The 26,189-nt window shown below is 59.1% G+C and carries 26 protein-coding genes and 4 tRNA genes; 7 read left to right on the forward strand and 23 right to left on the reverse strand.

Going from position 1 to position 26,189, the window contains the following annotated elements:
- The first annotated feature begins 166 nt into the window (after window positions 1-166).
- Window positions 167-379 carry a cold-shock protein gene (locus tag ACYZT4_RS11230; RefSeq protein ID WP_003179963.1) on the forward strand — a complete coding sequence of 71 codons (213 nt, stop codon included), beginning with the start codon at window positions 167-169 and terminating at the stop codon, window positions 377-379.
- Window positions 380-452: 73 nt separating this feature from the next.
- Here the strand turns inward: ACYZT4_RS11230 and ACYZT4_RS11235 are convergent, their stop codons facing one another.
- Together ACYZT4_RS11235 and ACYZT4_RS11240 are read right to left on the reverse strand one after the other, a co-directional pair.
- The gene (locus ACYZT4_RS11235) at window positions 453-773 is read right to left on the reverse strand and encodes an I78 family peptidase inhibitor (RefSeq protein WP_461987781.1); all 321 of its coding nucleotides are present in this window, start codon (window positions 771-773) and stop codon (window positions 453-455) included.
- 163 nt (window positions 774-936) lie between these two features.
- Complete coding sequence (locus tag ACYZT4_RS11240; protein ID WP_461987783.1) at window positions 937-1,242, reverse strand: hypothetical protein; 306 nt, start codon at window positions 1,240-1,242, stop codon at window positions 937-939.
- Between the two features lie 131 nt (window positions 1,243-1,373).
- On the opposite strand from ACYZT4_RS11240, the gene ACYZT4_RS11245 reads away from it, so the two are divergent.
- Entirely contained in the window at window positions 1,374-1,586 is a 213-nt protein-coding gene (locus ACYZT4_RS11245; RefSeq protein WP_461987785.1) for a hypothetical protein, read from the forward strand.
- Between the two features lie 34 nt (window positions 1,587-1,620).
- On the opposite strand, the gene ACYZT4_RS11250 is transcribed toward ACYZT4_RS11245, so the two are convergent.
- From ACYZT4_RS11250 to ACYZT4_RS11285, 8 genes are all read right to left on the reverse strand, one after another.
- Window positions 1,621-2,649, reverse strand: a complete 1,029-nt coding sequence (locus ACYZT4_RS11250; RefSeq protein ID WP_461987787.1) for a nucleoside hydrolase — start codon at window positions 2,647-2,649, stop codon at window positions 1,621-1,623.
- A gap of 42 nt (window positions 2,650-2,691) precedes the next feature.
- The gene (gene rbsD, locus ACYZT4_RS11255) at window positions 2,692-3,096 is read right to left on the reverse strand and encodes a D-ribose pyranase (protein WP_461987789.1); all 405 of its coding nucleotides are present in this window, start codon (window positions 3,094-3,096) and stop codon (window positions 2,692-2,694) included.
- Entirely contained in the window at window positions 3,093-4,010 is a 918-nt protein-coding gene (gene rbsK, locus ACYZT4_RS11260; RefSeq protein ID WP_461987791.1) for a ribokinase, read from the reverse strand. The genes rbsD and rbsK overlap by 4 nt, the downstream gene beginning before the upstream one ends.
- A 17-nt stretch (window positions 4,011-4,027) precedes the next feature.
- Window positions 4,028-5,047 (reverse strand): LacI family DNA-binding transcriptional regulator, encoded by a 1,020-nt coding sequence (locus tag ACYZT4_RS11265; RefSeq protein WP_461987793.1) that lies wholly within the window; start codon window positions 5,045-5,047, stop codon window positions 4,028-4,030.
- 3 nt (window positions 5,048-5,050) lie between these two features.
- Window positions 5,051-6,028 carry an ABC transporter permease gene (locus tag ACYZT4_RS11270; RefSeq protein ID WP_461987795.1) on the reverse strand — a complete coding sequence of 326 codons (978 nt, stop codon included), beginning with the start codon at window positions 6,026-6,028 and terminating at the stop codon, window positions 5,051-5,053.
- Window positions 6,025-7,578 carry a sugar ABC transporter ATP-binding protein gene (locus ACYZT4_RS11275; protein WP_461987797.1) on the reverse strand — a complete coding sequence of 518 codons (1,554 nt, stop codon included), beginning with the start codon at window positions 7,576-7,578 and terminating at the stop codon, window positions 6,025-6,027. Before ACYZT4_RS11275 ends, ACYZT4_RS11270 begins: the two co-directional genes overlap by 4 nt.
- A 57-nt stretch (window positions 7,579-7,635) precedes the next feature.
- The gene (locus ACYZT4_RS11280; RefSeq protein WP_461987800.1) at window positions 7,636-8,592 is read right to left on the reverse strand and encodes a substrate-binding domain-containing protein; all 957 of its coding nucleotides are present in this window, start codon (window positions 8,590-8,592) and stop codon (window positions 7,636-7,638) included.
- Between the two features lie 184 nt (window positions 8,593-8,776).
- A complete protein-coding gene (locus ACYZT4_RS11285; protein ID WP_461987801.1) occupies window positions 8,777-9,229 on the reverse strand; it encodes a hypothetical protein in 453 nt (150 codons plus the stop codon).
- 354 nt (window positions 9,230-9,583) lie between these two features.
- On the opposite strand from ACYZT4_RS11285, the gene ACYZT4_RS11290 reads away from it, so the two are divergent.
- From ACYZT4_RS11290 to ACYZT4_RS11300, 3 genes are all read left to right on the forward strand, one after another.
- Entirely contained in the window at window positions 9,584-10,672 is a 1,089-nt protein-coding gene (locus ACYZT4_RS11290; RefSeq protein ID WP_461987803.1) for an asparaginase, read from the forward strand.
- A 158-nt stretch (window positions 10,673-10,830) separates the two neighbouring features.
- Window positions 10,831-11,121 (forward strand): DUF1654 domain-containing protein, encoded by a 291-nt coding sequence (locus tag ACYZT4_RS11295; protein ID WP_461987805.1) that lies wholly within the window; start codon window positions 10,831-10,833, stop codon window positions 11,119-11,121.
- A 4-nt stretch (window positions 11,122-11,125) separates the two neighbouring features.
- Window positions 11,126-11,815, forward strand: coding sequence for an endonuclease (locus ACYZT4_RS11300; RefSeq protein WP_461987807.1), 690 nt, complete (start codon window positions 11,126-11,128; stop codon window positions 11,813-11,815).
- Between the two features lie 83 nt (window positions 11,816-11,898).
- On the opposite strand, the gene ACYZT4_RS11305 is transcribed toward ACYZT4_RS11300, so the two are convergent.
- On the reverse strand, window positions 11,899-12,264 hold the full coding sequence (locus ACYZT4_RS11305) for an SPOR domain-containing protein (RefSeq protein WP_461987809.1): 366 nt from the start codon (window positions 12,262-12,264) through the stop codon (window positions 11,899-11,901).
- A 250-nt stretch (window positions 12,265-12,514) separates the two neighbouring features.
- Here ACYZT4_RS11305 and csrA point away from each other — a divergent pair, with 250 nt between their 5' ends.
- Window positions 12,515-12,706 carry a carbon storage regulator CsrA gene (csrA, locus tag ACYZT4_RS11310; RefSeq protein ID WP_008028241.1) on the forward strand — a complete coding sequence of 64 codons (192 nt, stop codon included), beginning with the start codon at window positions 12,515-12,517 and terminating at the stop codon, window positions 12,704-12,706.
- Between the two features lie 178 nt (window positions 12,707-12,884).
- Here csrA and ACYZT4_RS11315 read toward each other — a convergent pair whose 3' ends face one another.
- Both ACYZT4_RS11315 and ACYZT4_RS11320 read right to left on the reverse strand, forming a co-directional pair.
- Window positions 12,885-13,340, reverse strand: a complete 456-nt coding sequence (locus ACYZT4_RS11315; RefSeq protein WP_461987811.1) for a DUF2214 family protein — start codon at window positions 13,338-13,340, stop codon at window positions 12,885-12,887.
- Window positions 13,341-14,010: 670 nt separating this feature from the next.
- Window positions 14,011-14,087 (reverse strand) — tRNA-Val (locus tag ACYZT4_RS11320).
- Between the two features lie 183 nt (window positions 14,088-14,270).
- On the opposite strand from ACYZT4_RS11320, the gene ACYZT4_RS11325 reads away from it, so the two are divergent.
- Window positions 14,271-15,554 (forward strand): NAD(P)/FAD-dependent oxidoreductase, encoded by a 1,284-nt coding sequence (locus ACYZT4_RS11325; RefSeq protein WP_461987813.1) that lies wholly within the window; start codon window positions 14,271-14,273, stop codon window positions 15,552-15,554.
- Window positions 15,555-15,590: 36 nt separating this feature from the next.
- Here ACYZT4_RS11325 and ACYZT4_RS11330 read toward each other — a convergent pair whose 3' ends face one another.
- The 10 genes from ACYZT4_RS11330 to ACYZT4_RS11375 all read right to left on the reverse strand — a co-directional run bounded on the left by ACYZT4_RS11330 (window position 15,591) and on the right by ACYZT4_RS11375 (window position 26,114).
- Complete coding sequence (locus ACYZT4_RS11330; RefSeq protein WP_461987815.1) at window positions 15,591-16,562, reverse strand: XdhC family protein; 972 nt, start codon at window positions 16,560-16,562, stop codon at window positions 15,591-15,593.
- A 1-nt stretch (window position 16,563) separates the two neighbouring features.
- The gene (locus ACYZT4_RS11335) at window positions 16,564-17,799 is read right to left on the reverse strand and encodes a c-type cytochrome (protein ID WP_461987817.1); all 1,236 of its coding nucleotides are present in this window, start codon (window positions 17,797-17,799) and stop codon (window positions 16,564-16,566) included.
- A 2-nt stretch (window positions 17,800-17,801) separates the two neighbouring features.
- On the reverse strand, window positions 17,802-18,341 hold the full coding sequence (locus ACYZT4_RS11340) for a (2Fe-2S)-binding protein (RefSeq protein ID WP_461987818.1): 540 nt from the start codon (window positions 18,339-18,341) through the stop codon (window positions 17,802-17,804).
- Window positions 18,334-21,165 (reverse strand): xanthine dehydrogenase family protein molybdopterin-binding subunit, encoded by a 2,832-nt coding sequence (locus ACYZT4_RS11345; RefSeq protein ID WP_461987820.1) that lies wholly within the window; start codon window positions 21,163-21,165, stop codon window positions 18,334-18,336. The genes ACYZT4_RS11340 and ACYZT4_RS11345 overlap by 8 nt, the downstream gene beginning before the upstream one ends.
- Before the next feature lie 389 nt (window positions 21,166-21,554).
- A complete protein-coding gene (locus ACYZT4_RS11350) occupies window positions 21,555-23,972 on the reverse strand; it encodes a TonB-dependent siderophore receptor (RefSeq protein WP_461987821.1) in 2,418 nt (805 codons plus the stop codon).
- Between the two features lie 66 nt (window positions 23,973-24,038).
- On the reverse strand, window positions 24,039-24,983 hold the full coding sequence (locus ACYZT4_RS11355) for a FecR domain-containing protein (protein ID WP_461987823.1): 945 nt from the start codon (window positions 24,981-24,983) through the stop codon (window positions 24,039-24,041).
- Window positions 24,980-25,489, reverse strand: coding sequence for a sigma-70 family RNA polymerase sigma factor (locus ACYZT4_RS11360; RefSeq protein WP_461987825.1), 510 nt, complete (start codon window positions 25,487-25,489; stop codon window positions 24,980-24,982). The genes ACYZT4_RS11355 and ACYZT4_RS11360 overlap by 4 nt, the downstream gene beginning before the upstream one ends.
- 249 nt (window positions 25,490-25,738) lie before the next feature.
- Window positions 25,739-25,815, reverse strand: a tRNA-Asp gene (locus ACYZT4_RS11365).
- Window positions 25,816-25,907: 92 nt separating this feature from the next.
- Window positions 25,908-25,984, reverse strand: a tRNA-Asp gene (locus ACYZT4_RS11370).
- 54 nt (window positions 25,985-26,038) lie between these two features.
- A tRNA-Val gene (locus ACYZT4_RS11375) sits at window positions 26,039-26,114 on the reverse strand.
- Window positions 26,115-26,189 lie beyond the last annotated feature (75 nt).

Consider the following 26,189-nt stretch of genomic DNA (forward strand, 5'->3'; position numbering starts at 1 on the left):
ATCGGGGCTTCCAGCCATATCAGACAACAAAGAAAGCGCAACGGTAGGGCAAACAGCACGTCCGGGGGGCTCCCAAAGCGAACATTTCGACTATGATACCCCGGTGTGCCCAGTTGGCCTGAGCAGCACAGTACTACTGAAAATATATGTTTCTTGGAGATACACCATGTCTAATCGCCAAACCGGCACCGTTAAATGGTTCAACGATGAAAAAGGCTTCGGCTTCATCACTCCTCAAGGTGGCGGTGACGACCTGTTCGTACACTTCAAAGCTATCGAAAGCGACGGTTTCAAAAGCCTGAAAGAAGGCCAGACCGTTTCCTTCGTGGCTGAGAAAGGCCAAAAGGGTATGCAAGCTGCTCAAGTTCGCCCAGAGTAATTTCCAGGCGCACTAAAAAAACCCCGTCCATGTGACGGGGTTTTTTATGGGTGAAGCAAAAGGCTTGACGCGGTCAGCCGCAGTTGACGCGTGTGATCACCAGATTGGCATCGGTGTTCAGGTTCAGGCGATCAGAGCGGTATTCCAGCGTGACCATATCGTCAGGCTTGAGGATTCGGGCATTCTGCGCGCCTGCGCGAGTGCGCGCCTGTTCCAGCAGTGCGGGCGTCGCTTGTTTGCCAAGGGTGAATTCGGCAGCCTTTGCTTCGCAACGGCTGTGACCCGTATCAGTCGTCGTAACAGGGTCTGTTGCCGACTCGGTGGACGTGTTGCTGCAACCTGCCAGCAGACTAGCGGCCAACAAGGCACCCAATGACGCGAACTTCCAAGGCATGAAGCCTCCTTTTCAATAGTTTAGCTGAAATCGTGCGACCGCCAATTTGGCGTTTGGTTTCGCCGGCAGCGCTTTCACCCTGCCTTCGATCCTGACGATCGGCGAGTTTGCCTGACCCTCCCCAGTCGTTCACGACTCAATCGTGACTGGATATGAACAGCACTCAGTAAATGTCGATGTAGTCGAACGACGGTGTCGGCCAATTCTCTTTCAACGCGTTGAGAATCTGCATGACCCAGACCTCGTCACTGGCTGCAACCAATCCTACGTACCCTGAGCCCTTGGCCCACGTCTCCAGGCGGAACAGCAGCCCCTCGATATCAGTACCACCTACAACCCCAGATGAAATATAAGCAATGCCGCCCTTGGTCACCCGCAACTGGGTGTGCTCATCATCGCTGGCCGAGGCTAGCAGCTGGCGCACCGCCTCCAGGGTCAAGCCGTCAGGAGAGTTCAAATCGATCTGCACAGCACGGTCCTTGAAAAACAATGAAAGACCAAGTGTCGCATAGCCCTCCCCTCATGCCTAAGTCGGAGTGCCAAACGTTCTGCAAAATGGTTAACTCACACGCAGACTTTCCCGAATTCACGAGCGCCATCATGACCACCGTAAGCATCGACGCCGACATCAAAGCCAAGTGGCCGCAAGGTCATAGCTCCTATAGCCCGGGCAGCCCGGAAGAGTTGGCACTCATTGGTATCGATCTATTGGTCAAGGAGTTGGGCACTGAAGCCGCGCAATCCTTCATCGCGCAGGTGTTCGAAAAGTACCCGGCCGACTACAGCGGTGCGGTAGACACCGAGAGGGAGTAATAGACCCGCAGGCTGGCACCTGCGGGCGTAAAGCTTACTTCAGACGCGCCAGACGCTGGACCAGCAGGTCGAAGAAACCCTGGGCGTCGCCGCTTTCAACCCAGAACGCGTTCTTCGGCGCTTTCAGGCCGTCATACCAATCGACGATGGTTTGCCCGAACGTCGGGCCATCGCGGCTATCCACCACCACGTTGACAGACCGACCGCTGAACAGCTCTGGCTTCAGCAAATAGGCAATGACCGTGGCGTCATGCACCGGACCACCCGACATTCCGTAGTGTTCCATGTCACCTTTGACGTATTCGTTGAGAATATCGCCAACCAGTTTGCTGGCATTGTTGCTCAGCGCGGCGATTTGCTTCAGGCGCGCTTCGCTGGTGAGGATCTTGTGCGTCACGTCCAGCGGCAGATAGGTCAGTCTGACGCCGCTTTTCAACACCACTTCAGCGGCCTGCGGGTCGGCGAACAAGTTGAATTCGGCCACCGGCGTGATGTTGCCGCCATTGAAGTGAGCACCCCCCATGATCACCACCTCCTTGATGCCCTGAACGATTTCCGGCTCCTGGATAAGCGCCAGTGCCAGGTTGGTCTGCGGCCCGAGCATGGCGATGGTGATGCTGTGCGGCTTGGCGGACTTCAAGGTATCGATCAGGTAATTGACCGCGTTGCCTTTGGCCAGGCCTTGCTTCGGCTCATGCACGGTGACGCCCGACAGGCCTTCCTTGCCATGAATGTTCTCGGCGTAGATCGGCGTGCGCATCATCGGCTTGGGTGCCCCCGCGTAGACCGGCACCTCTTCGCGCCCGGCCCACTCGCGGGCCAGCCGCGCATTGCGCGACGTCTTGTCCAGACGCACGTTGCCGGCGACGGTGGTCAGCGCAAGGATGTTCAGCTCTTCCGGTGAGGCCAGGGCAAACAGCAAGGCCACCACATCATCGGCGCCCGGATCGGTGTCGATAATCAAGTTGATCTTTTCCGCCGCCTGGGCGCTTGTTGCGGTCATCACGGACAAAAGCAGCAGACTCCAGAGCAGATGGTGCAGTTTCTGAGCATAGCGGTGCATGGCGCACTCCTTGTGCGTGGGAAGCAGAGAGACAACTTAGAATCAGAACGTGACCCCAGCCACCAACACGATGTTGCAGTACGGCTGACATTCGCCCGTACGAACAATCGCCCGCGCCCGTCGGGTCATGACCTTGAACTGCTCATGACTGAGCAGCTCACGCTGACCCAGCGCGCCTTCGGTATTCAGGTGGTCCAGCGTGACCATTGCGGACGGCTGCTTGACCAGAATTTCCTCGGCCAACACGTGGCTTTCAACCTGCATTTCGCTGAGCACGACGTTCAATGTGCTGATGAAATCAGGGATTCCGTGAGTCAGGGCCAGGTCGATCAGTTCGACGCCCGGCGGCACCGGCAGGCCGGCATCGCCAATCACGACCAGGTCGCCGTGCCCCAAAGAAGCGATCAGTCGCGACAACGCGACGTTGAGCAGAGGTGTTTTCTTCATGGTGTCGTAAAGGCCTGTACATCGGACAAATTCGGGATCGAGGGCTGCGCGCCGGCACGGGTCACCGACAACGCGGCGGCCACCTGGCCAAAACGGATCGCTTCGGCTTCATCTTTTCCGGCCGCCAGTGCCGCGGCGAAACCACCGACAAAGGTGTCGCCCGCCGCCGTGGTATCGACCGCCTGCACCTTCTGCGCCGGGAAGTGTTCGAAGTGTTTGCCATTGGCAAACAGCGAGCCTTGGGCGCCCAGGGTGATGATGACCTTGCCCGCTCCCATCGCAATCAGTCGGGTCGCTGCGATTTCGGCAGTTGCCAGCGAATCGACCGGCAAACCGCTGAGCGCCGCAGCTTCGCTTTCGTTGGGGATCAGGTAATCGATGGCAGCATACCAGTCTGCCGGAAGCGGACGGCTGGCCGGCGCTGGGTTGAGAATCACCACTTTGCCCAGTTCGCGGCCGCGCTTGAGCGCATGCCCGACCGTGGCATCCGGCACTTCCAGCTGACAGATGATCACGTCCGCGGCCTGCAACACCGCGTCAAAACGGTCAATCACTGGAGGCGTCAACGCGCCATTGGCACCCGCAACGATCACGATCGCGTTCTGGCTGTTGTCATCGACCACGATCAGCGCTACGCCGCTGGCACCTTCAACCGTGCTGACCGCCTGACAATCGATCCCGTCAGCCCATAAGGCACCGCGTAATTCTTCACCGTAAGCGTCGCTGCCCACGCAACCGACCATCGACACCTGCGCGCCCAAGCGCGCCGCGGCCACCGCCTGATTGGCGCCCTTGCCGCCGGGGACCGTGGTGAACGACTCACCGATCAGCGTTTCACCGCCACGGGGCAACCGCGAGGCCCGGGTCACCAGGTCCATGTTCAGGCTGCCTATCACCACTACTTTTGCTGGCATACATCACTACTCGCTATTCAACGATATTCGGCGAACACACCGGCCAGCGGCGCAGTCGATTCGCGCAAGACAATACTCGGTGTCACGATCCGCTGATCGGTGGCCAAATCCGGTGTGGCAATCCTTCTTAACAACACACTGGCCGCCATCTCGCCGAGTTGCAGGATCGACTGCCCCACGGTGGTCAGCGCCGGGTAGACATAACGACTCATCTGGATATCGTCGAAGCCGATCACCGACAGCTCGGCCGGCACCCGGATATTGCGCTCGGCGGCGGCTCGCAGCACGCCGATGCCGATCATGTCGTTGCCGGCAAAAATCGCGCTGGGCGGATTCTTTTCCAACAGAATCGCGGCGGCGCTGTAACCGCCAGTGCTGGTGAAATCGCTTTCAAGCATGCGCTCACGGGGCACTTCGATGCCCGCCTCTTTCAAGGCGCGGCAATAACCGGCCAGACGCATCTGCGCCACACTGGTTCCCGCCGGCCCGCCAATGGTGGCGATGTCGTGATGGCCCAATTCCAGAAGGTGGCGGGTCGCCAGATAAGCGCCGTACTCGTGATCGATGCGTACCAGGTCGGCATTCACGCCGTCGAGCCCACGGTCGACGATGACCATTGGCGTGCGCACGCCTGCCAGACCTTCGGCCAGCCCTGCATCGCCACCGGCGGAGGCCACGATCAACCCGTCGATGCGCTTTTCCAGCAGCACCCGCAGGTAGCTGCGCTGCTTGTCCGGGTTGTCGTCGGAGTTGCAGAGAATGACGCAGTAGCCGTTGCGCTCGCAATAATCCTCGATGCCACGCGCCAGTTCGGCGAAGTACGGGTTGAGGCTGTTGGGCACCAGCAAACCGATGGTGGCCGTGGTCTTGGCTTTCAACGAACGAGCGACGGCACTGGGCACGTAGTCGAGGCTTTTTATCGCGGCCTCGACCTTGATTCGCACTTCCTGACTGACCGGCCGCGTCTTGTTCACCACGTGGGAGACCGTGGTGTAGGAAATCCCCGCGAGCGCTGCCACATCCTTGATGGTTGCCATGTCTCAGGACCGCCGGCTTGCGCGTTGACTGCGATAGGTATCAAGCACCACCGCGACCACGATGACCGCGCCAGTGATGATGCGTTTGGTCGGCTCGGTCGCACCGATCTGCGCCAGGCCGGCTGCCAGGACGGAAATGATCAGCACGCCGAAAAAGGTGCTGATCACCGAACCGCGCCCACCCATCAGGCTGGTGCCGCCGATGACTACCGCAGCAATCACCTGCAGCTCCAGGCCGGAACCGGCATTCGGGTCCGCCGCTTCCAGGCGCGAAATCTGAAACAGTGCGGCGATGCCCGCCAGCAACCCCATCAGACTGAACACCAGGATCTTGTAAGGTTTTGGATTGATCCCCGCCAGACGCACGGCTTCTTCGTTGGTTCCGATGCCGATCAGGTAACGACCGAACACCGTGCGGGTCAACACCGCCTGGGCAATGATGATAATCAGTAAAGCGATGATGAACGATGGCGAAATGCCGAAAGCAATCGGGTTGGACAACCAGGCAAAGGCATCGCCGATGTAGGCCGTGCGCGAGCCGGTCATCTGGTACGCCACGCCACGCGCCATTTCCAGCACGCCGAGGGACACGATGAATGAAGGAATCCGCCACGCCACGGTGATCGAACCGGTGATGGTCCCGGCCAATGCGGCCGCCGCCATGCCGAGCAACGCGGCGGGCAAGACGCTCCAGCCCCAGCCGAGAATCGCCACGCTGACCGTCGACGCCGCCAGTGCCAGCACCGAGCCCACCGACAGGTCGATGCCGCCGATGATCAGCACAAACGTCATGCCGACCGCCAACACCATCAAGTCCGGAATCTGGTTGGCCAGGGTGCTGAAAGTGTCGTAAGACAGAAAATGGCTGCTCAGCACGGAGAACAGCGCGACCATCGCCAGCAAGGCACCGGCCAGCCCCAGATAGGTGCCGAGGCCGTAAAAATTGCCACTACGTTTACCGGCAGACGTTGCAGTTTTCATGGAAGATCCCTAGGCGCTGCTTCATTGAGCAACGCATCACGTTTTTGGTAGCCGGCAAAAGCAGCGGCAAGCAAGTCATCCTGGGTCCAGCTGTCGCGCTCGAACGTCTCGATCAGGCGCCCTGCCGATAGCACGCCGATCCGGTCGCAGATCAGCATCAATTCACGCAGGTCGCTGGACACCACCACCAGCGCCTTGCCCTGACGGGTCAGCTCACCGAGCAGTGCATAGATGTCGAATTTGGCGCCGACGTCGATACCGCGAGTCGGCTCGTCGAACAGCATCACGGAGCAATCACGCTCCAGCCAACGGCCGATCACGACTTTCTGCTGGTTGCCGCCGGACAGCTCCGACACCAATTGCGTCGGACTGGAACTGCGGATGCGCATGGCATCGATCTGCCGCTGGGCCAGGGACATCTCGTCACCGTTGTTGACGACACCACCGCTGGAAATCACCGGCATGTTGCCCAAGGCAATGTTCGCGCTGATCGACTGGGTCAGCAGCAAACCTTCGCCTTTGCGGTCTTCGGTGATCAAGGCAATGCCATGACCGACCGCGTGCGCCGGGGAGCGGATATTCACGACCTTGGCCGGCGAACCCAGCGCGACCGTGCCACTGTCCGCGGTGTCCGCACCGAAGATCAGCCGCAGTAACTCGGTGCGCCCTGCACCGATCAACCCGGAGATCCCATAGATTTCGCCGGCACGCACTTCAAAGGATACGTCGCGAACCTTGTCGGAGCGGGTCAAACCTTTCACCGTCAACGCCGGTGCGCCGATGTTGCGCTGGCCCATGTCGATGTGTTCGCCGAGTTCACGGCCGACCATCAACGTAACCAGTTGTTCGCTGTTGTAATTGGCCATTGGCTCAACGCAGACCAGATTGCCGTCGCGCAACACGGCAATGCGCTGGGCGACCCGCGCCAATTCTTCGAGACGGTGGGAGATATAGATGATCGATACGCCGCGCGCTTGCAGACGGGTGATCTGCTCGAAGAGCATTTCCACTTCACGTGCCGTCAGCATCGCGGTCGGCTCGTCGAGGATCAGCACATGGCAGTCGCCAATCAAGTTGCGGGCGATCTCGACCATCTGCTGATGACCGATGCCCAGCTCGCCGACCAGTGTATCGGGGTCAATCGCGTCGAGCCCGACCTGAGCCATGGCTTCGATCGCGGCCTTGCGCAGTTGCTTGCGACTGATCCAGCCCGCGTTGCTGGGCAAGTTGTCGAGAAACAGGTTTTCCGCCACCGACAGGGTCGGCAATAGATTGAGTTCTTGCATGACCATGCGGATGCCGAGGTCTTCAGCCTGGGTGCGGCTGCCGGGGCGATAATCCTGACCCTGGAATTGCATCTGGCCGGTGGTCGGCGTGACCAGCCCGCCGATGATCTTCGACAGCGTGCTCTTGCCGGCACCGTTTTCGCCGGTCAGCGCCAGCACTTCGCCGCGCATCAGCGTCAGGTCGATGCCGGTGAGGACAGGCTGCGCGTAGGTCTTACCGATACCGCTGACCGAGAGGACAGCGTTCGGAGCGGAAACTGACATAAAAAACTCTCCATGCGCTCGCCCGACAGGGCGAGCGCCGTTGTCTCAGCGCAAGGACTACTTGGTCACCAGCTCCACCGGAGTTTCGATGACGCCGTTGGTGCCGCTGTCGACCTTCTCACCCTTGATGATCTTCAGCGCAGTCTCGATGCCGAACACAGCTTGCTTGGCGGCAAACTGGTCGGCAGTAGCGAGGACGCGACCATCCTTGAGCATCGGCTTGATCGCATTGATGTTGTCATAGCCGACCACTTGCACCTTGCCGGCCTTGCCCGCGGCGCGCACCGCGGAGACTGCGCCGACGGCCATGCTGTCGTTGCCGGTCAACAGGGCTTTGACGTCCGGGTATTCACTGAGAATCGACGCAGCGACCTTGTTGCCTTTATCGATTTCCCAATCGCCGGATTGCAGCGAAACGACCTTGATCTGCGCCGCTTCCATCGCATCCTTGAACCCGGCAGTACGGGCCTGGGCGTTGGTGGTGGTGGACACGCCTTCAATGATGCCGACTTCGTCACCAGCCTTCAGTTGTTTGGCCAGGTATTCGCCCACCAGACGCGCGCCTTTGCGGTTGTCCGGGCCTACGAAGGGAACCGTGATGTTTTTGCTTTTGACCACGGCCGGGTCCAACTGGTTATCGATATTGATGACGGTGATGCCGGCATCGATGGCTTTCTTGATCACCGGGACCATGGCTTTCGAATCAGCGGGCGCGATGACCAGCGCATTGACCTTGGCCAGGATCATTTGCTCGACGATGCGAGTCTGGCCTGCGGTGTCGGTTTCGTCCTTGATGCCGTTGGAGATCAGGTCGAAATCGGCGGAATGTTCTTTCTGGTAGGCCTTGGCGCCATCTTCCATGGTCAGGAAGAATTCATTGGCCAAAGACTTCATGACCAGCGCGACTTTAGGTTTTTCCGGGGTTTCGGCGAAGGCCGAGGAGACAGGCAACGCGACGGATGCGGCAGCTAGCATAGCGACAGCGAGAAGACGTCCAGCGAATGGCAGCTTCATGGGTTCACTCCGATCTTATGATTATTCTGAGCAACATTTGCGCTGGCGTAGGCTTAACCACAATTACCAACGATACCAGCCGTCGGCAGCCGCGCAAACGTTTGCGTAGAACGAACTATGCGAACCCTGCTGCGATTTGTCAACGACTGGAAAGCACGGTTAATGCTTCGAAAGGAAATCCTGTTCAGGCCGTGGTGCTAATTAAACCACCCGAGCCGGAACCCTTGGCCAATTCCTTCACCAGATTGCCGGTCACTTCCAGAAGCGCCCCGTTTGTGTCGGCGACCTGGCCTTGAATCGCGATGACCACTGCGTCCTTGGCTTCCGGTGTCGAGTAAGACGCAGACTGCGCGGACGCCAGTTGCTGCTGTTGTTCGCGCAGTTGCTGCTGCAATTCCTGCATACGCTTGAGCAACATTTTGACCGCGATACTTTGGTCGCCGCCACCGCTCTCCGCTTTCACTGCGGCCGGCGTACCGCCCCCAGTCCGGACATGTGTTGCGTCATCTTCGTCGTCGTTACCTAACGCCAGCTTCGAAGCCTCGGACGTCGATTCGCTGAGGGCATTGATGGTTGCCGTGGATTTGCCACCGATGGTGACTGCGCCAGCATTGGGAAAACCAACCGAAAATGACATGTGTACTCCTGAAAGAAAAATCCTTTGAAGGGCATCGACCTGCGTCCGGGTTTCTTTAGAAACGATTGCCCACGCTGGAATCACCTGCTGTTTAAAACATGCCGTAGTCCCTTTCGGAGAGCCGAACGCCAACACCAACCTTATTCGGAATGCCGGACAACGAGGTGTTTAGCGCTTCTACTGAATAGAACGTAAAATCTATAAAAATCATCACGTTATAGTTGTTCATTCAATTCTGAATATGACTGGTACAGATCGTGCTCCCTCTCCTTCACCCCAAGCGTTCAGATTCGCTTTGGGGCGCATCTAGATGAACCTGCATCAGCACCGTCTCACTACTAGAAGAGAAAAATAATGACATCTGCTTTCAAGACTTTCGTTCCGGGCGCCTTAGCCCTCCTGCTGCTCCTTCCGACAGCTCTCCAGGCAAAAGAAGCCGAAACCCAACAGAAACTGGCGAACGTGGTGATCCTGGCCACCGGCGGCACCATTGCCGGCTCAGGCGCCAGCGCCGCCAACAGCGCGACTTATCAGGCGGCAAAAGTCGGCATTGAACAATTGATCGCTGGCGTTCCGGAACTGAGCCAACTGGCTAACGTTCGCGGCGAACAGGTGATGCAGATCGCCTCGGAAAGCATCACCAACGACAATCTGCTGCAACTGGGCCGCCGCGTGGCCGAACTGGCCGACAGCAAGGACGTCGATGGCATCGTCATCACTCACGGCACCGACACCTTGGAAGAAACCGCGTACTTCCTGAACCTGGTAGAAAAAACCGACAAGCCGATTATCGTCGTGGGTTCCATGCGCCCGGGCACTGCGATGTCCGCCGATGGCATGCTGAACCTTTACAATGCTGTCGCCGTGGCCAGCAGCAAAGAGGCTCGTGGCAAAGGCGTGCTGGTGACGATGAACGATGAAATCCAGTCGGGTCGCGATGTCAGCAAAATGATCAACATCAAGACCGAGGCGTTTAAAAGTGCATGGGGCCCGCTCGGCATGGTAGTGGAAGGCAAATCCTACTGGTTTCGCCTGCCAGCCAAGCGTCACACCATGGATTCGGAATTCGACATCAAGGACATCAAGAGCCTTCCCGACGTCGAAATCGCTTATTCCTACGGCAACGTGAGCGATACCGCCTACAAAGCACTGGCTCAATCCGGCGCCAAAGCGATCATCCACGCCGGCACCGGCAACGGCTCGGTTTCTTCGCGGGTGGTTCCAGCGTTGCAGGCCTTGCGCAAGGACGGCGTGCAAATCATCCGGTCTTCCCGCGTCAATGCCGGTGGTTTCGTACTGCGAAACGCCGAACAACCTGACGACAAATATGACTGGGTGGTGGCGCATGACTTGAACCCGCAGAAAGCTCGTATCCTGGCCATGGTCGCGCTGACCAAGACCAATGACAGTAAAGAGCTGCAGCGGATGTTCTGGGAATACTGATTGACACTCGCCCGACCGGTTCCAGGTCGGGCACCGCAGTCGCCACTCGCCACCCCCGGCGAGTGGTAATTTATCCGATAAAAAATTTACCTTCTTCCTACACCAAACGGAAAAAACCGCTGTCAGAGGATTTTCTTGAATTTTAAGCAGTTGCGAAAATGCTTACAGTTAAATACTGTATGCACGTACAGCTTAATAAGGATAATTCCGTGGCTACGACCCCTGCTTCTCCTGACGCCTATCAACGCATGGGCGTTCGCGTTCAGAAAATCATCAATTCCCCCACTGCCCAGAAAGCCAAGGCAGCACTGATCTTCCGTCTACCGGACGAGCCAGCGGATGAGTGGGAACAATTGCTCGAAGAAATCGATGAGAACGACAACGTCACCCTCGCTTATCGCGACGATGGCGGTGTGCAGATTTTTTGGGTTGTGCCGAAGGAAGACTGAGTCAATGAGTGTGCGTTGTTTTGCTTTACTGTTTGTGTTCTTCGCAATGGGCGCCCAGGCCGATGCCCCACGTACTTTCAACGAAGCCAAGAAAGTCGCCTGGAAACTCTATGCCCCGCAATCCACCGAGTTCTATTGCGGGTGCAAATACACCGGCAACAAGGTGAATCTTTCGGCCTGCGGTTATGTGCCGCGCAAAAATGCCAAGCGCGCCTCCCGCATCGAATGGGAGCATATCGTTCCTGCTTGGCAGATCGGCCACCTGCGTCAGTGCTGGCAGGATGGTGGACGCAAGAACTGCACGCGCTACGACCCGACCTATCAAAAAGCCGAGGCTGACTTGCATAACCTGGTGCCCAGCATCGGCGAGGTGAATGGCGATCGCAGTAACTTCAGTTATGGCTGGTTGCCGGAGCAATCCGGTCAATACGGCTCGTGCCTGACCCAGGTCGACTTCAAGGCGAAGAAGGTCATGCCCCGCCCGTCCATTCGCGGCATGATCGCCCGCACTTACTTCTACATGAGCCAACAATATGGATTGCGCCTGTCGAAGCAGGACCGGCAACTGTTCGAATCCTGGAACAAAACCTACCCGGTACAAGCCTGGGAGCGGCAACGCAACCAAAGCGTGGCGTGCGTGATGGGACGCGGCAACGAGTTCGTCGGGCCGGTTGACATGAAAACCTGCGGTTAAATGCAGACAAGCGCACAAAAAAAGGCCTCGGGTTAATCCTCGAGGCCTTTTTTGTTTTCAACACCGCTCCGGCGGATGAGCTGTTACTGAATCAACGGACGTTCGATGATGAGTAATTCGATGTTCTGTTTTTTCGCTCGGGTCAGTGCCGCGCGCACTTCATCCTGTTTAACCTCAGCTTCAGCTTTCGAACTGAATGGCCCCATTAAAATGCGAGTCCTGCCGTTTTCCTTGACCACACTGGAGACGAAACTGTGCTCGATCAGCCAGCCACTCAGATCGCTGACAGCCTGGGTGATTTCACCTCGCACCTCCAAATCCCACTGGGGAGCGGAGGCCACCGCAGGCGTCACGGTCGCCGCCGGTTGCGGTTTTTGCGCGTCAACACTCTTGCCTTCACCACATCCCGCCAATGCCAGTACTGCGATTACCAAGGCCATTTTGCGCACAACGCTTCCCTCTGAATGCTGAAAGCCGGGATTTTAACATCCATGAATACTTCCCGAGTGCCGCAAAATGGGCTTAAAACAACGAGAATGATGGAGGCGGCCTCTGTATAGTTACGCCTTGGGAATTAAAGCAGCATCTGCACGTCAGAAAGAGGCACCCAAACCGTGAGACTTCGCACTAATCTATACATACCACCGACCTCTGCACTGTCCGAATCAGGTGCCCCACAAAGCAATCAAGGAGAAGACCATGCTGATACTCACCCGCAAAGTCGGTGAAAGCATAAACATTGGTGATGACATTACGATCACCATCCTGGGCGTAAGCGGCCAGCAAGTCAGAATCGGCATCAACGCCCCGAAAGACGTTGCGGTGCACCGTGAAGAAATTTATCAGCGCATTCAGGCAGGCCTGACCGCCCCGGACAAGCCACAATCCTGAATCCTGCTGCAATCAGTAGCCAGCCCGTTCGCCCCGGAATCACGGCTGGCTAAGATTCAAGCGTCGCTATCTACGCCATCACCTACCCAGCACGTGACGCCGATACTATCGGCACTCCTCACGTCATGATTGTCGGACGTTTCGGATTTACGCTGTTAACGCCTGCTATCACTCAGCGCTAACCAAAGGTCACGCCCCGCGCCATTCCCGTGGCCGCCACGACCATCAGCAACATCAACAGCCCTTCGACGTGACTGAACCGCGCAAACAGCGTTGCACGACCTGAATCGATAGCCGCGCCCCGCGCTTGCGCAATCCGCCATTTGATCAGCGTCACCATCGGCGCGATCTCAAGTAACAGGATAAGGACAAACAGCGTCATCTTCAGATGGAACAGCGGCTGGTGAAGGTAGTAATCAGTGCCCTTTTCGTACCCGCCAAAGGCGCGCATTCCGCCTGTGACCAGCAGGATCACTGCAGAAATCCCCCAAATATTATCCGCGATCAAAACGCTGCGAGCTTCGCCGATGCCGGTAGCCATGCGCCGGAAAGCCGTACCACGGGACAGGACAGCCCAAAAACCCAGGACCAATGCCGAGAGGTGAACCGCCGCAAGAATCCAGTGGACCAGCATCGACATACTCCCCTCAGGCCACGCTCGGTTCGACCTGAAATTATTATTCCCAAAAACCAGGAATCCGTCTGTCAGACAGGATGGAAGCTAGAGCCCCCCCCCCCCGCACTAACCACGCCTAATGAAAAGTAGCCTCGCAGTTAAATGAGTATGGATGACTGACAACGGATTAATGGGAGCTAAAGGATATCGACGCCTGGCCCCGTTACGAGCCAAAAACCAGATTACACCAAAGAACTCGAAGCAGCATAAAAGGTCTCGCTTAAATAGAAGTAGCCTTGCCTGCCTCTCAAGTTTGTTTCCATCGGACTAAATCGAAATCATGGCCTAAGTGAGGCGAATGCCGCTCTCACCGCCGAGGGCCGGGAATATCTCGTCAATGAAGATTTTTCGGCATTAAGTAAGCCAATGGCCAAAAACGGTGAATCCGGATTTAACAGGTGAGTATGGCGGGGAGCTTTCCCGATTACGGGCCAGGCGCATGGAGACAGCGACTCCATTGGTGTCAAACACGATGAACAGACCAGCTAAAGAACGCCTGCGTGTCATTCACATTGCCCAGTGTGAACGAAGCCTATATTTTGTGAACGTTCTGCATGAATCCCAGACAGCAAAAAGGGCCCACCTTTCGGTGAGCCCTTCTAGACCGCCCAGCAGAGCGGATTTTGTTTGGTAGGCGCGATTGGACTCGAACCAACGACCCCCACCATGTCAAGGTGGTGCTCTAACCAACTGAGCTACGTGCCTGCTGTGAGGCGGCATTCTACGGAAATCCGGAGGGGTGTCAACACCTTTTTTCGCGCTAACCCTATGAATATGCAAAATATTTAATTTGGCTGCTGCGAAGAAGAAAATGCGCAGGCTGGCGGTCGATTTTTAACTCGGGTAGGATCGACGCACTCGTAAAATATATTAAACAGAGGCTGCAGGATGGCGAACACTCCCTACCCAGAGTCCTATTACGCTGCATCAGCCAATGCGGTTCCGCCGCGCCCGGCCTTGCAGGGTGATGTAGAGACTGATGTCTGTGTGATCGGCGCCGGTTACACAGGTTTGTCCTCTGCCCTGTTTCTGCTGGAGAACGGTTTCAAGGTCACGGTACTGGAAGCCGCCAAGGTCGGCTTTGGCGCGTCGGGCCGCAACGGTGGCCAGATTGTTAACAGCTACAGTCGCGACATTGATGTTATCGAGCGCACGGTCGGTCCCAAGCAGGCACAGCTGCTGGGGAACATGGCGTTTGAAGGCGCACGGATCATTCGTGAGCGGGTGGCCAAGTACAACATCCAGTGCGACTTGAAGGACGGCGGTGTGTTTGCCGCGATCACCGCCAAGCAGATGGGTCATCTGGAATCGCAGAAGCGTCTGTGGGAGCGTTTTGGTCATTCTCAGCTTGAGCTGATGGATCAGCAGCGCATCCGCGAAGTGGTGAACTGCGATCAATACGTCGGCGGCATGCTCGACATGAGCGGCGGGCACATTCATCCGCTGAACCTGGCACTGGGCGAAGCAGCGGCCGTGGAGTCGCTGGGTGGCACTATTTATGAGCAATCGCCGGCGGTGCGCATCGAGCGCGGCGCGAACCCGGTGGTGCACACGCCTGAGGGTAAAGTCCGGGCCAAGTTCATCATCGTGGCGGGCAACGCTTACCTTGGGAATCTGGTGCCGGAGCTGGCGGCCAAGTCGATGCCCTGCGGCACTCAGGTGATTACCACTGAACCCCTCGGCGACGAGTTGGCTAACGACCTGCTGCCTCAGGATTATTGTGTCGAAGACTGCAATTACCTGCTCGATTACTACCGACTGACCGGCGACAAGCGCCTGATTTTCGGCGGCGGCGTGGTGTATGGCGCGCGTGACCCGGCGAATATCGAGGCGATAATCCGCCCTAAAATGCTCAAGGCCTTTGCGCAGCTCAAGGACGTGAAGATCGATTACGCCTGGACCGGCAATTTCCTGCTGACCCTGTCTCGTCTTCCGCAGGTCGGTCGCCTGGGCGACAACATTTACTATTCCCAGGGCTGCAGCGGCCACGGTGTGACGTATACGCACCTGGCGGGCAAGGTCCTGGCCGAAGCGTTGCGTGGCCAGGCGGAACGCTTCGATGCATTTGCGGACTTGCCGCATTACCCGTTTCCGGGTGGGCAATTACTGCGCACGCCATTTGCGGCGCTGGGGGCGTGGTATTACGGGTTAAGGGACAAGTTCGGATATTAAGCACCACCACAAAACCAGGTCGGAACGGGCTTGTGGTCAGAGCCTATTCCGAGGGATGCCACTACGGATTCGCAGGATGTCCGCCAGCACGGCGAGGGCGATTTCCGCGGGGGTTTTACTGCCCAGGTTCAGGCCGATCGGCGCATGGATTCGAGCTAGTTCGTCGTCACCTAAACCACCTATCCTGCGCAACCGCTCAAAGCGCTTTTGCGAAGTCTGCATGGAGCCCATCACGCCGATGTAAAACGCCTCGGTGCGCACCGCTTCCATCATCGCCAGATCGTCGATGCGCGGGTCGTGGGTCAGCGCCACTACCGCCGTGTCGCTGTGGCAACCGCCATCGGCGATAAACACCGATGGCAATTGGCGACGAATCTCGACGTTGTCCAGCACCACACCTTCCAACACGTCGTCCCGGGGGTCGCAGAGAATCACCTCGAAACCCAACCCGACGGCAAACTCGGCGCAGGCCTGAGCCACGCTGGAATACCCCGCCAGCAACAAGCGCTGAGCGGCGCCAACGCGCACGCGCACCCAATCGATCTCACGCTCGATGCGCACACCCTGCTCGCGATCATCAAACAGGCTGCGGGCTCCGCTGGCGAGATCAACTTGGCGGATCAACCGGCGCTGCCCCAACAGCGCCGACTCCAGCTCCCGCAAATGCGCCTGAACCTCACACTCCGCATCCAGCGTCTCGACCAGCACATCAAGGACGCCACCGCAAGGCAGGCTCACCCGTGAACGCGGATCATCGCCCTCGCCATAACGCACGACGCTGACGGCTTGATCGAATGCGCCCTCGGCGACGCGCTCAAGAAAATCTTCCTCAACGCAGCCACCGGACAGCGAGCCGATCCACTGCCCCTCGGCATTCACCGCCAGCAGCGAGCCCGGCGCACGCGGCGCCGAGCCGTACGTGGCGAGCACCGTGCACAGCCAGACGCGCTGGCCGGCCATCGACCACGCCAGCGCCCGGCGTACCACTTGCAGATCGAGATGCTGCATGTCAGTGCGCCTTGTGCTCGAGCGGCGGCGCATCGGCGCGCAACTTCTGCACGTCGCCCACGGCGAGATCGTTCGCCTGACCACCCCAGCCCTGACGCAGGTAATTGAGCAGGTCAGTCAGTTGCTCGTGGCTGAGTTTCTCGGCAAACGCCGGCATCGGCTGCATGTGTTCGAACCCGGCAAACTTCTGCTCGCCAATACCGTCGTCGATCACCCGCACCAGGTTGCGCGGATCTTCCAGGCGCAGCGTGGTGTTGCCGCGCATGGCCACGGCGATGTGCGGCTTGCCTTCGCCACCGACCGCATGGCAACCGGCGCAGACGTTCAGGTAATTCTGATGACCGCGCTGGGCGCTGGCGCTGAGGGTGTCCAGCGGCACGTCGGTCAGCACTTTGGCCGCGGGCGGTTGATCGCCGAGCAGAAAGGTCGCCATCGCCGCCAGATCCGGATCATTGAGGCCCTGAGTGCTGTTGTGGAACACCGGGAACATTTCGTTGAACATCGTGCCCTGGGCACTCATGCCGTGCTTGAGGAACGTGCTCAAATCCTGATGATTCCAGCCGCGCGCGGCCAGGTCAGTCGCCAGCAGGCTTGGCGCCAGGTAGCCGTTGAGCAGGCCGCCGGTCAGGCGTTTGTACTGCTGCATCGCACCCGGCAACCCGCGCGGCGTGTGGCATTCGCCGCAATGGCCAAGCACGTCGACCATGTATTGGCCACGCTTGAAGGCCTCGCTTTTGCCCTCGGTGGATGACAGTTTCACGTCCTTGCCGTACAGCATGTTCCAACCCATCAAACCCAGGCGCACGTTGAACGGAAAGCTCAGGCTGGTGACCGCCGTCGTCCGTTCGATCGGCTCGACGGTTTTCAGGTACGCGTGAATCGCGTCCGAATCCGCGCGCGGCATCAAGTGGTACGAGGTGTACGGCATCGCCGGGTACAGGTTTGCGCCGTCACGACGCTTGCCTTCGGTGAGCGCGGCGAAGAATTCGTCATCGCTGTAGAGGCCGATGCCGTGCTTTTTGCTCGGGGTGATGTTAGTGCCGTAGATCGTACCGAACGGCGAAACGATCGGCAGACCGCCCGCGTAAGGCGCGCCACCCGGCGCGGTGTGGCAGGCCATGCAGTCCGCGGCGCGGGCCAGATAGGCCCCGCGAACCACCTGATCATCGGCCTGCGCGAGCAACGCGGACGATGCCAGTCCGGCTGTCAACGCCAGGCGCGAAAGTAGAGTGTTCATGCTTAACCTTCCTTGACCAGGCCGAGATCCGTCAGCACGTTGCGCGTCGCGCTGTAGTAGCGCACGTAGCCGGTGCAGCGGCAGATGTGATGACCAAGGCTGTCTTCAATGACTTGTTCGAGCTGGCTTTTGACGATTGGCTGGCGCTGCAGTTTCTCTACCAATACGGTCGCGGCATTGACGAAACCCGGCGCGCAATAGCTGCACTGGAAAGCGAATTCATCGACGAAACGTTGCTGGATCGGGTTCAGCTCGGAGACCTTGCCCTGCTCGTCGCGGGTCGCGTGGCCTTCAATGGTCCGCACTTTCTTGCCTTCGAAATAGTGCGCGCCGGTGATGCAGGTGCGCACTTCTTCGCTGGTGCCGTCGGGGTTGTCGACGATCACCACGCAGGCATGACAAATTCCTTGGCCACAGCCGAGGCGCGAGCCGGTGAGGTTTTTGTATTCGTGCAGGTAGTCGATCATCGGCAGGTCATCAGGGATGTCCACCGGGCCGACGGATTGACCGTTGAGGGTCAGTTGAAGCGGACGGTTAGCCATTGAGGGCCTCCTTGATGCGGGCAGAAGTGATAGGCAAGTCGCGGACACGTTTGCCGATGGCATGCGCCACGGCGTTACCGATGGCGCCGACCACCGGAATCATCACCACCTCGGCGATGCCCTTGGACGGATCACTCGGCGACAGCGGCGGCAGGATTTCCGCCGTCTGCTTCCACACCGCAACGTGGCGCGCCATCGGCAAGCGGTAACGGTTGAAGTTCCAGTCACCCTCCCCCGGCCCGCCTTCGTACAGCGGCATCTCTTCCATCAGCGCATGGCCAATGCCCATCGCGATCCCGCCTTCGAGCTGCCCCCTCACCAGTTCTTCCACCAGCACCCGACCGCACTCGACCCACGAGTGGTGGTTGAGCACCTGCACTTCGGCTGAACCCTTGTTGACTTTCAATTCCACCAGCGTCGCGACCGGGCTGTAATACGTCACCGCCGCGTTGTTCAACTGCGTGTCCGGGTAATGCACGTTCTGGCGGTCGAGCAAGTGGAAACCGGCGCTGTTCATCTGCGCCTTTTTTACGTTCGGCGCGCCGTCGCCGTACTTCACCGCCAAGCCGTCGAGCGGCAGGCGTTCACGCACGCCGTCGATGCTGAATTCGGACTCGGCCCAACTCCAGCGGTTGAAACCGTGCACGGTCGCGCCTGTCACCAGGCCTTTTTCGTGGGCATGCTGGGCCAGCTGTTCGAAGCTCAACGGCTGCATGCCGTTGGCGGTGAGTTTGCCGTCGACCCAATGCGCATCTTCGCGACGCACAACATACGGGTTGGCCTGGCCGCCGTAAGGGCCCTGGCCCCAGATCTGCAACGCCGCTGGCCACAAGCCGTGGTTGAACAGCACACGCGCCGCTTCACGGGTGGCGTGGCTGAAGTAGTACGCGGAGTTGGTGGCCGACGACGCTGAGGCCAACTTGCCGACCCAGCGCGGGTTACGCAGAAAGGTGTCCTGCTCGGCCTGACTCATGATGTACGGGTTGCCGCCGGTGATCAGCTGCAACTCTTTCCATTCGGTCTCGCCGGTCTTCACTTCGGTCGCCGCGACGCCGAGGAAATCCGCCACCACCAACGCTTGCGAGGTGGACATCCCGGTGCCGATTTCGATACCGATGTGACGCAGGGTGACGTGCCCTTCAGCGGTGAATTCGATGCTGGCCATCGGCGCTTCGGAACCGGTGCCGAAGTCTTTCTGGCAAATGGCGAAACCCACGCCGTACCAGTTATCCGGGTCCTGCGCTTCGCGTTGTTTCTTGATCGCGTCGCGGTTTTTCCAGACTTCGTGCACGGCGGCCTTGTCGAGGATTTCATGCAGGCGCAAGGCACCGGCCGGCACAGCGCCCTGGGTGTTTTTCATACCCGAGAGCATGGCGTTTTTCTTGCGCAGGTCGATGGCATCGATACCAAGGCGACCGGCGATTTCATCCACCATCATCTCGGTGGACGCCATGCTTTGCAGCGTGCCGTAACCGCGCATCGACCCGGCCTCAACGGCGCGGGAATGGTAGGCGGTGACCTGCAAATCGTTTTGCGGCATGTAGTAGATCGACTGCGCCGCCGTGGCGCCAACCGCCGCCACCGACGGGCTGTAGTTGATCCGACCGCCGCCGTCGACGTTCATTTCGGCACGGAAAATCTTGAAGCTGTAATCGGTTTTGTCCACCGCCAGTTGATAGCGGATGTCGAAGGGGTGACGCTTGATCCCGCTCTGGAATTGCTCGTAGCGATCGTTGGCCAGACGCACCGGCACACCGGCACCGTACAGCGCCGCGAGGGCCGCGTAGTAGACGAAAATGTTGTGGTCTTTGGAGCCATAACCGACGGTGTAACCCGGGTGCATGTTCAGGTTGGCGAGACCGAATCGCGATGGCGCGATCATCTTCGCGGTCTCGGTCGCGGTCTCCAGAGGGCACTGGGTGGCGACGACAAAATGCAGGGTCTTGGTCGCCGGGTCGTACCAGCCGTTGCCATTGTCCGGCTCCATCGCCGCCGGCTCGATCGACGGGGTTTTGTAGCGCTCGTCGAATACCAGCCAGTTATCCGGCGGCGCGTCGATCTGCTGCTTCATGCGGTCGGCGTAAAACAACCCGCGCTCGGTCAGGTTGCCGTGCAGGTTTGGCTGGGAATTCCACACCGGACGCCGGTTGCGCAGCATCGGGAACAGGATCGAATCCTTGAGACTGGCGAATTCGTCCTCGTCCGCCGAGGTCACTCCGCCGACGCGAACGTAGCGGAAACTGCCGTATGGATCGCCTTCGTAGTAAGGCGCTTTTTCGCCATAGCGGATGGCTTTGTCATTGAACTTGAGTTTGCCCTTGGCCTGACGGAATCGCTCGAAATCATTCCAGATCAGGATCGCAACCGGATGCCCGATGAACATCGGCACCTTGCCTTCCGGCAGCAACGGGTCCGGCGCGTGTTCTTCCGGAAAAACGATGCCGTCGTTGATCAGGTCAGCGGCAGTGACGATGCGATCAGGCTGCAACTCGGCACCGAGCCACGACAAGTCGTAGCCTGCGTAGATGCGGTCGGCCCTGACGGTTTTCAGCAGCATGGCGTGGCCCTGCTGCTGTGGCCAGCCCGGCATGTCCTTGGCGCGGATGTCGCGGGCAAAGACTTTGCTGCCGCAGACTTTCGACAAGGCATCGTTACGCGAGCGCACCTTGCCGTTGTTGCCGAGCCATTGCTCGGACGGCACGGTCACGCTGTTTTCCATCAAGGCGGCCAGCGCCTGGGAGCTGAGCGGCGTAAGCGTCACGCTCACACCCGCCACCAGCCCGCCCTGAAGGAACGAGCGCCGGGATATTTCACAGTTGGACATGGATCATCCTCTGGGCGGTTATGGGTCCGCCCTTCTGGTTGTGTTCTGGAAATCTCGAGTCTTGCAGAAGCCCTTATTGACGAAGCGAAGGGCTGAATTGACCGTGCAAAGCTGACCGAAAGGTTAACTTTATAGGCTTATGCACTTTTAGAAAACAACTGGTTACATAAATCTGACCAAATAATCAGAAAACCGCTGTTGTTCATGCGCGGGCGTGCTGGGTGCGTGAGCCCTGCATGGGCCGAACGGTGGCGGTGCGGCTGATATCGCCTACGCGGGCAAGCCCGTTCCCACAGTGGTCTCCGGTGGTACACAAACCGAATGAACAACAAAAATCCTGTGGGAGGGGGCTTGCCCGCGAAGGCGTCAGCCCAGGCGATGGGAAACCCTCAGAAATCGACAGTCGCCGACAGCAGATACGTGCGCGGCGTCGACAGCGTCAAGCCAGGCTCGCTGTCATCCGAAGCCCCTGCCGAGCTCCAGTAGCGCTTGTCCGCGACGTTTTCGATATTGGCACGCAGGGTGATGTTTTTGTCCTCGACCTTGAACGCGTAACGGGCGCCCACGTCAAAACGCTCCCAGGAATCGATTTCCTTCTGGTTTGACTGATCCAGATACTGCGAGCTTGAGTAAATACCGCGACTGGTCAGGGTCAAACCTTGCACGGTCGGCACGTCCCACTCGGCGCCGAGGTTGACGTTGTATTTCGGCGTGGCCGGTGCACGGTTGCCGTCGAAGGTGCCGTTGGTGGTGTTGGTCAGTTCGCTGTCGATGTACATCACGCCGCCGAGCAGGCGAAAACCGCTGAGCGGCTCACCAAACATCGTCACTTCAACACCGTCGTTCTGCCGCTTGCCGTTCGGGCCGAAGACCCGCGTCGTGGCGTTGGTCTCATAGGCCGGCTGCTTGATCCGGAACACGGCGGCGGTAATGGCAAACGCGCCCGCGTCATATTTGGCACCGACCTCGATCTGGCGGCTGATGAATGGCGGAAAAATTTCGTCTTCGTTGATCGAAGTCGACGGCGCGATCTTGCCCTGGCTTAGACCTTCCATATAGTTGGCATACAGCGACAGCGTGTCGGTGGCTTTGAACAGGATGCCACCCGATGGCGAGACCTTTTCCTCGTCGTAGGCCGTGTCGCCTTTGACGTTATCGGTCCAGTCGTCAACCTTCACCCGCTGCCAGCGGGCGCCGAGGGTCAGCAGCAGGCGGTCATCGAAAAGTCCCAGGGTGTCGGACAACGCCACGCCGCTGAAGCGGTTCTCGGTGTAGACCTTGGAATCAAGTCGCGTGGGCGTGACCGGCGTGCGGGTTTCCACTGGGTTGTAAAGGTTGCTCGGGGCCGCCGCATAACGGGCGCCGCCGTTTTCAAAGTCCATGTAGAAGTAGCTGGCGGCCAGGTTGACTTCATGGCTCACCGGGCCGGTATGGAACCAGTTGCGTACCCCGGCCGTGGCCGTACGGACATGTTCATCACGAGTGAAATCACGCGGCAGCACGCTGAAATCACCCCGGTCATTGGTGACCGAAACGGCATGCCGGAGGAAGTCATGATTGCTTTTGCGCATGCCCACACCGCCGTACAGCATGACGGAATCGCTGACATCGAATTCGCCATTAACCATGCCGAAGGTATCGTTGGTACTGGCCTTGCTCCAGGGCTGCGCATAGTTGTGGCGCACATCGTTGGCATTCGGCACCTTGGCGTTGGCGCCGACCTGCACACGCTCCTGCGGCGAATCGGTATCGCGCTCGGTGCGCCCGATGTCGGTCGACAGGCGCAGGCGTTCACCGCGAAAATCCAGACCCAACACCGCCATCTCGCGGTCGACACTCTGGTGATCCCATTCGGTATCACCGGACTGTTTCACGCCGTTGAAACGCAGGCCGAATTTGTTGTCCTCACCAAAACGCCGGCCGACATCCACGGCGCCACCGACCTGACTGTCGGAGGCGTAGTTGCCGGTGAACGAGGTAATCGGCTTGTCGGTTGCGTGCTTGGGCACCACGTTGATCCCGCCGCCGACGCTGCCCCGCGGCGAGATGCCGTTGATGAGCTGGCTCGGGCCTTTGATGATGTCGACGCGATCGGCCATTTCCATGTCGATCGTGTACGTCGGCAGGACGCCATAGAGGCCGTTGTAGGAAACATCACTGTTGAACAGGCTGAACCCGCGAATGGTGAACTGCTCGTAACGCCCACCCGCCGGGTTGGTGGCGCGTACCGAAGGATCGCTGGCGATCAGATCGCCCAAGGTCCGGGCCTGCAGGTTCTTGACCGCCTCGCGGGTGTAGGTGGTCATGCTGAACGGCGTTTCCATGAAGTCTTTCGAGCCCAGCAAGCCTTGCGAACCACGACGCGCGACCTGGCCGCCGGCATACACCTCGTCGCCCGCCGCGCCCGTGGCCCCGAAAATCGAGGTCGGTGCCAGTTGCAAGCTACCGCTGTCTGGCGACGGGGTCAGGATGTATGCCTGCTCGCCCACCGGTTGCAATTGCAGACCGGAACCCTGCAGCAGCCGGGCAAAGCCCTGCTCCACCGCATACTCGCCGGATAGACCGTTGCTGGTGCGACCGCTCACCAACGCCGGGTCCACTGAAAGATTGACCCCGGCCAGCCCGGCGAAACGGGTCAGCGCATCGCTGAGACTGCCGGCCGGCACCTGATACTGGCGCCGGACAGTGTCTTCGGCCCAGCTTGTGGTGATGAACATCGGACTGGCACTCAGGCCCAGCAACAGGCTCAGGTGCAACAACGGACGCAGGCGGGAGGAAACCGGACGCGGGTAACAAGGTGAAGGCATTGGAAGTGCTCTCTTGATCGTTCACATGCCTTGAATGACAAGCGAGCCGAAAAAAAGGGACAGGCTTCACACGCTATTTTTGCGCGGCAGTAACGTCACCCAGTAACGGGTTCGGAAATGCACCTCCACTGGCAGGCTGGCCGCGAGCAGCGCGAGGACGCGATCGGTGTCGTCGAGCAGGAAACTGCCGGTAACACGCAGGGTTTCCAGCTCCGGCTCCCAACGCAGAACGCCCGGTCGGTAGGTCCCTAGTTCACGGAGGAAATCCCCCAAGGGTTGGTTCTTCGCCATCAGCACGCCTTCGCGCCAACCCGGCGCCAGTGCATCGAATGGCGTGATCGTGCCGACACCTGCCGCTTGCAGGCTGACCTGTTGGCCGCGTTGCATTGCCAATGCCGACCCTTGCAAGGGCTGCAACCACACGGAACCGCTGAACACCGATACCTGGTAACCGCGCGCGTCCTGACGCACACAGACTTCGCTCTGGCTGACGATGACGTTGCCGAACCTTGTCCGAATCGTCAGCGGTGCGAGTCCCGGCACCTTCAACGACAGCTCGCCTTCGATCAATTTCACACGGCGCGCCAGCACATCGACATCGACGGCGCTGGCGGTGCTGAGCTGCAGAGAACTGCCATCGGCGAGCGGCACTTTTTTACGCTCGCCGGTGGCGGTGCGCAGGTCCGCGCGCCAGGCATCCAGCGGCAATTGTCGGCTGATCAACCACGCTGCCGGCACCAACGCGACGGCGCCCAGCGCACGTTTCAGCACCACGCGTCGCGCCGGATCGGGACGATCCAGACTGCTCAACGCCAGCCCCGAAGGCAGATCAGCGAAACGCTGACGCAAGGCTTGCGCCTTCTGCCAGGCCTGCTCGTGACTGGCACTCGTCTCGCGCCAGCGCTGCAGATTTGCCCGGTCCAGCTCATTGGCGCCGCCGGACTCCAGCAATGCCAGCCATTGCGCCGCAGCGCGGACGGCCTGACGAGCATCGGCCGCCTGGCTGTTCACAGGTCCACCAACAGACAATGTTCATAGGCTTGCGCCATGTAGCGTTTGATCGTGCGTTCGGACACCTGCAGGCGCTCGGCGATTTGCTGATAGGTCAGGCCTTCGAGCTGACTCCACAAAAACGCCCGGCGCACGGCCCTTGGCAATCCATCGATCAGTTCATCGAGGGCTTGCAGGGTTTCCAGCAACAGCCAGCGCTGCTCGGGTGACGGCGCACACCCTTCGGGCATCGACGCCAGCGCGGCCAGATACGCGTGTTCGAGGCTACGGCGCTGATAGAAATTGCTCAGCAGGCGTTTGCCCACGGTCAGCAGATAAGCACGCGGCTCTTGCAGGTCGGCGACTCGCTGGGAGCTGGCGAGCACGCGCAGGAACGTATCCTGACTCAGGTCCGCTGCATCACAGCGGTTGCCGAGGCGCCTTCTCAGCCAGCCTTCGAGCCAGCCACGGTGATCGCGGTACAGGTCGTGAAGGGTTTGCTCCTTCGGCATCGCAGCATCACTCATCTCAAAAAGCCCTGGGCCAAGGAGTTATCGTAAATGAGAGTGATTCTAATTAATGTCGACGCGTTGAACCAAGCCCTTTATGCACCGCATGCACAGAAAGGTCGGAACGGGTAGAAAGGGCGGGAATAAAAACCAAATTTCAGACACAAAAAACCCCGGTCTTTTCGACCAGGGTCTTTGCTATCGACTCGAATAAGCCAGCGGCTTTCTTCGTAGCTCCAAGGCGTTCAGTGGGCCTTGAGGCAGATATGGCGCAGCGGACGGGACTCGAACCCGCGACCCCCGGCGTGACAGGCCGGTATTCTAACCGACTGAACTACCGCTGCGTATCGCTTTGGACTTTCATCCAAGTAACTCGTCTGACTGGAAGCTTCGAGGCTTTCAGTCTCGAATCAGGAAAAAACCTGACCCGGAAATATGGCGCAGCGGACGGGACTCGAACCCGCGACCCCCGGCGTGACAGGCCGGTATTCTAACCGACTGAACTACCGCTGCGCGTCGGTGGAGGCTTTTCAGCTTCCATCTTGCTTTCGCAAGACTCTCAAGAAGTGGTGGGTGATGACGGGATCGAACCGCCGACATTCTGCTTGTAAGGCAGACGCTCTCCCAGCTGAGCTAATCACCCTTTGCTTCTCCGAGGCCGCGAAATTTACGCACCTCACGAAGCTAAGTCAATAGCAGGATTGGAGTTTTTTCAAAA

The organism is Pseudomonas sp. GB2N2 (assembly GCF_054897705.1).

Bases quoted from the DNA above. Each gene is read 5' to 3' on its own strand.
- ACYZT4_RS11230 (WP_003179963.1), top strand. From the start codon at position 167: ATGTCTAATCGCCAAACCGGCACCGTTAAATGGTTCAACGATGAAAAA.
- ACYZT4_RS11235 (WP_461987781.1), bottom strand. From the start codon at position 773: ATGCCTTGGAAGTTCGCGTCATTGGGTGCCTTGTTGGCCGCTAGTCTG.
- ACYZT4_RS11245 (WP_461987785.1), top strand. From the start codon at position 1,374: ATGACCACCGTAAGCATCGACGCCGACATCAAAGCCAAGTGGCCGCAA.
- ACYZT4_RS11250 (WP_461987787.1), bottom strand. From the start codon at position 2,649: ATGCACCGCTATGCTCAGAAACTGCACCATCTGCTCTGGAGTCTGCTG.
- rbsD (WP_461987789.1), bottom strand. From the start codon at position 3,096: ATGAAGAAAACACCTCTGCTCAACGTCGCGTTGTCGCGACTGATCGCT.
- rbsK (WP_461987791.1), bottom strand. From the start codon at position 4,010: ATGCCAGCAAAAGTAGTGGTGATAGGCAGCCTGAACATGGACCTGGTG.
- ACYZT4_RS11265 (WP_461987793.1), bottom strand. From the start codon at position 5,047: ATGGCAACCATCAAGGATGTGGCAGCGCTCGCGGGGATTTCCTACACC.
- ACYZT4_RS11270 (WP_461987795.1), bottom strand. From the start codon at position 6,028: ATGAAAACTGCAACGTCTGCCGGTAAACGTAGTGGCAATTTTTACGGC.
- ACYZT4_RS11275 (WP_461987797.1), bottom strand. From the start codon at position 7,578: ATGTCAGTTTCCGCTCCGAACGCTGTCCTCTCGGTCAGCGGTATCGGT.
- ACYZT4_RS11280 (WP_461987800.1), bottom strand. From the start codon at position 8,592: ATGAAGCTGCCATTCGCTGGACGTCTTCTCGCTGTCGCTATGCTAGCT.
- ACYZT4_RS11285 (WP_461987801.1), bottom strand. From the start codon at position 9,229: ATGTCATTTTCGGTTGGTTTTCCCAATGCTGGCGCAGTCACCATCGGT.
- ACYZT4_RS11290 (WP_461987803.1), top strand. From the start codon at position 9,584: ATGACATCTGCTTTCAAGACTTTCGTTCCGGGCGCCTTAGCCCTCCTG.
- ACYZT4_RS11295 (WP_461987805.1), top strand. From the start codon at position 10,831: ATGCTTACAGTTAAATACTGTATGCACGTACAGCTTAATAAGGATAAT.
- ACYZT4_RS11300 (WP_461987807.1), top strand. From the start codon at position 11,126: ATGAGTGTGCGTTGTTTTGCTTTACTGTTTGTGTTCTTCGCAATGGGC.
- csrA (WP_008028241.1), top strand. From the start codon at position 12,515: ATGCTGATACTCACCCGCAAAGTCGGTGAAAGCATAAACATTGGTGAT.
- ACYZT4_RS11315 (WP_461987811.1), bottom strand. From the start codon at position 13,340: ATGCTGGTCCACTGGATTCTTGCGGCGGTTCACCTCTCGGCATTGGTC.
- ACYZT4_RS11325 (WP_461987813.1), top strand. From the start codon at position 14,271: ATGGCGAACACTCCCTACCCAGAGTCCTATTACGCTGCATCAGCCAAT.
- ACYZT4_RS11330 (WP_461987815.1), bottom strand. From the start codon at position 16,562: ATGCAGCATCTCGATCTGCAAGTGGTACGCCGGGCGCTGGCGTGGTCG.
- ACYZT4_RS11335 (WP_461987817.1), bottom strand. From the start codon at position 17,799: ATGAACACTCTACTTTCGCGCCTGGCGTTGACAGCCGGACTGGCATCG.
- ACYZT4_RS11340 (WP_461987818.1), bottom strand. From the start codon at position 18,341: ATGGCTAACCGTCCGCTTCAACTGACCCTCAACGGTCAATCCGTCGGC.
- ACYZT4_RS11345 (WP_461987820.1), bottom strand. From the start codon at position 21,165: ATGTCCAACTGTGAAATATCCCGGCGCTCGTTCCTTCAGGGCGGGCTG.
- ACYZT4_RS11350 (WP_461987821.1), bottom strand. From the start codon at position 23,972: ATGCCTTCACCTTGTTACCCGCGTCCGGTTTCCTCCCGCCTGCGTCCG.
- ACYZT4_RS11360 (WP_461987825.1), bottom strand. From the start codon at position 25,489: ATGAGTGATGCTGCGATGCCGAAGGAGCAAACCCTTCACGACCTGTAC.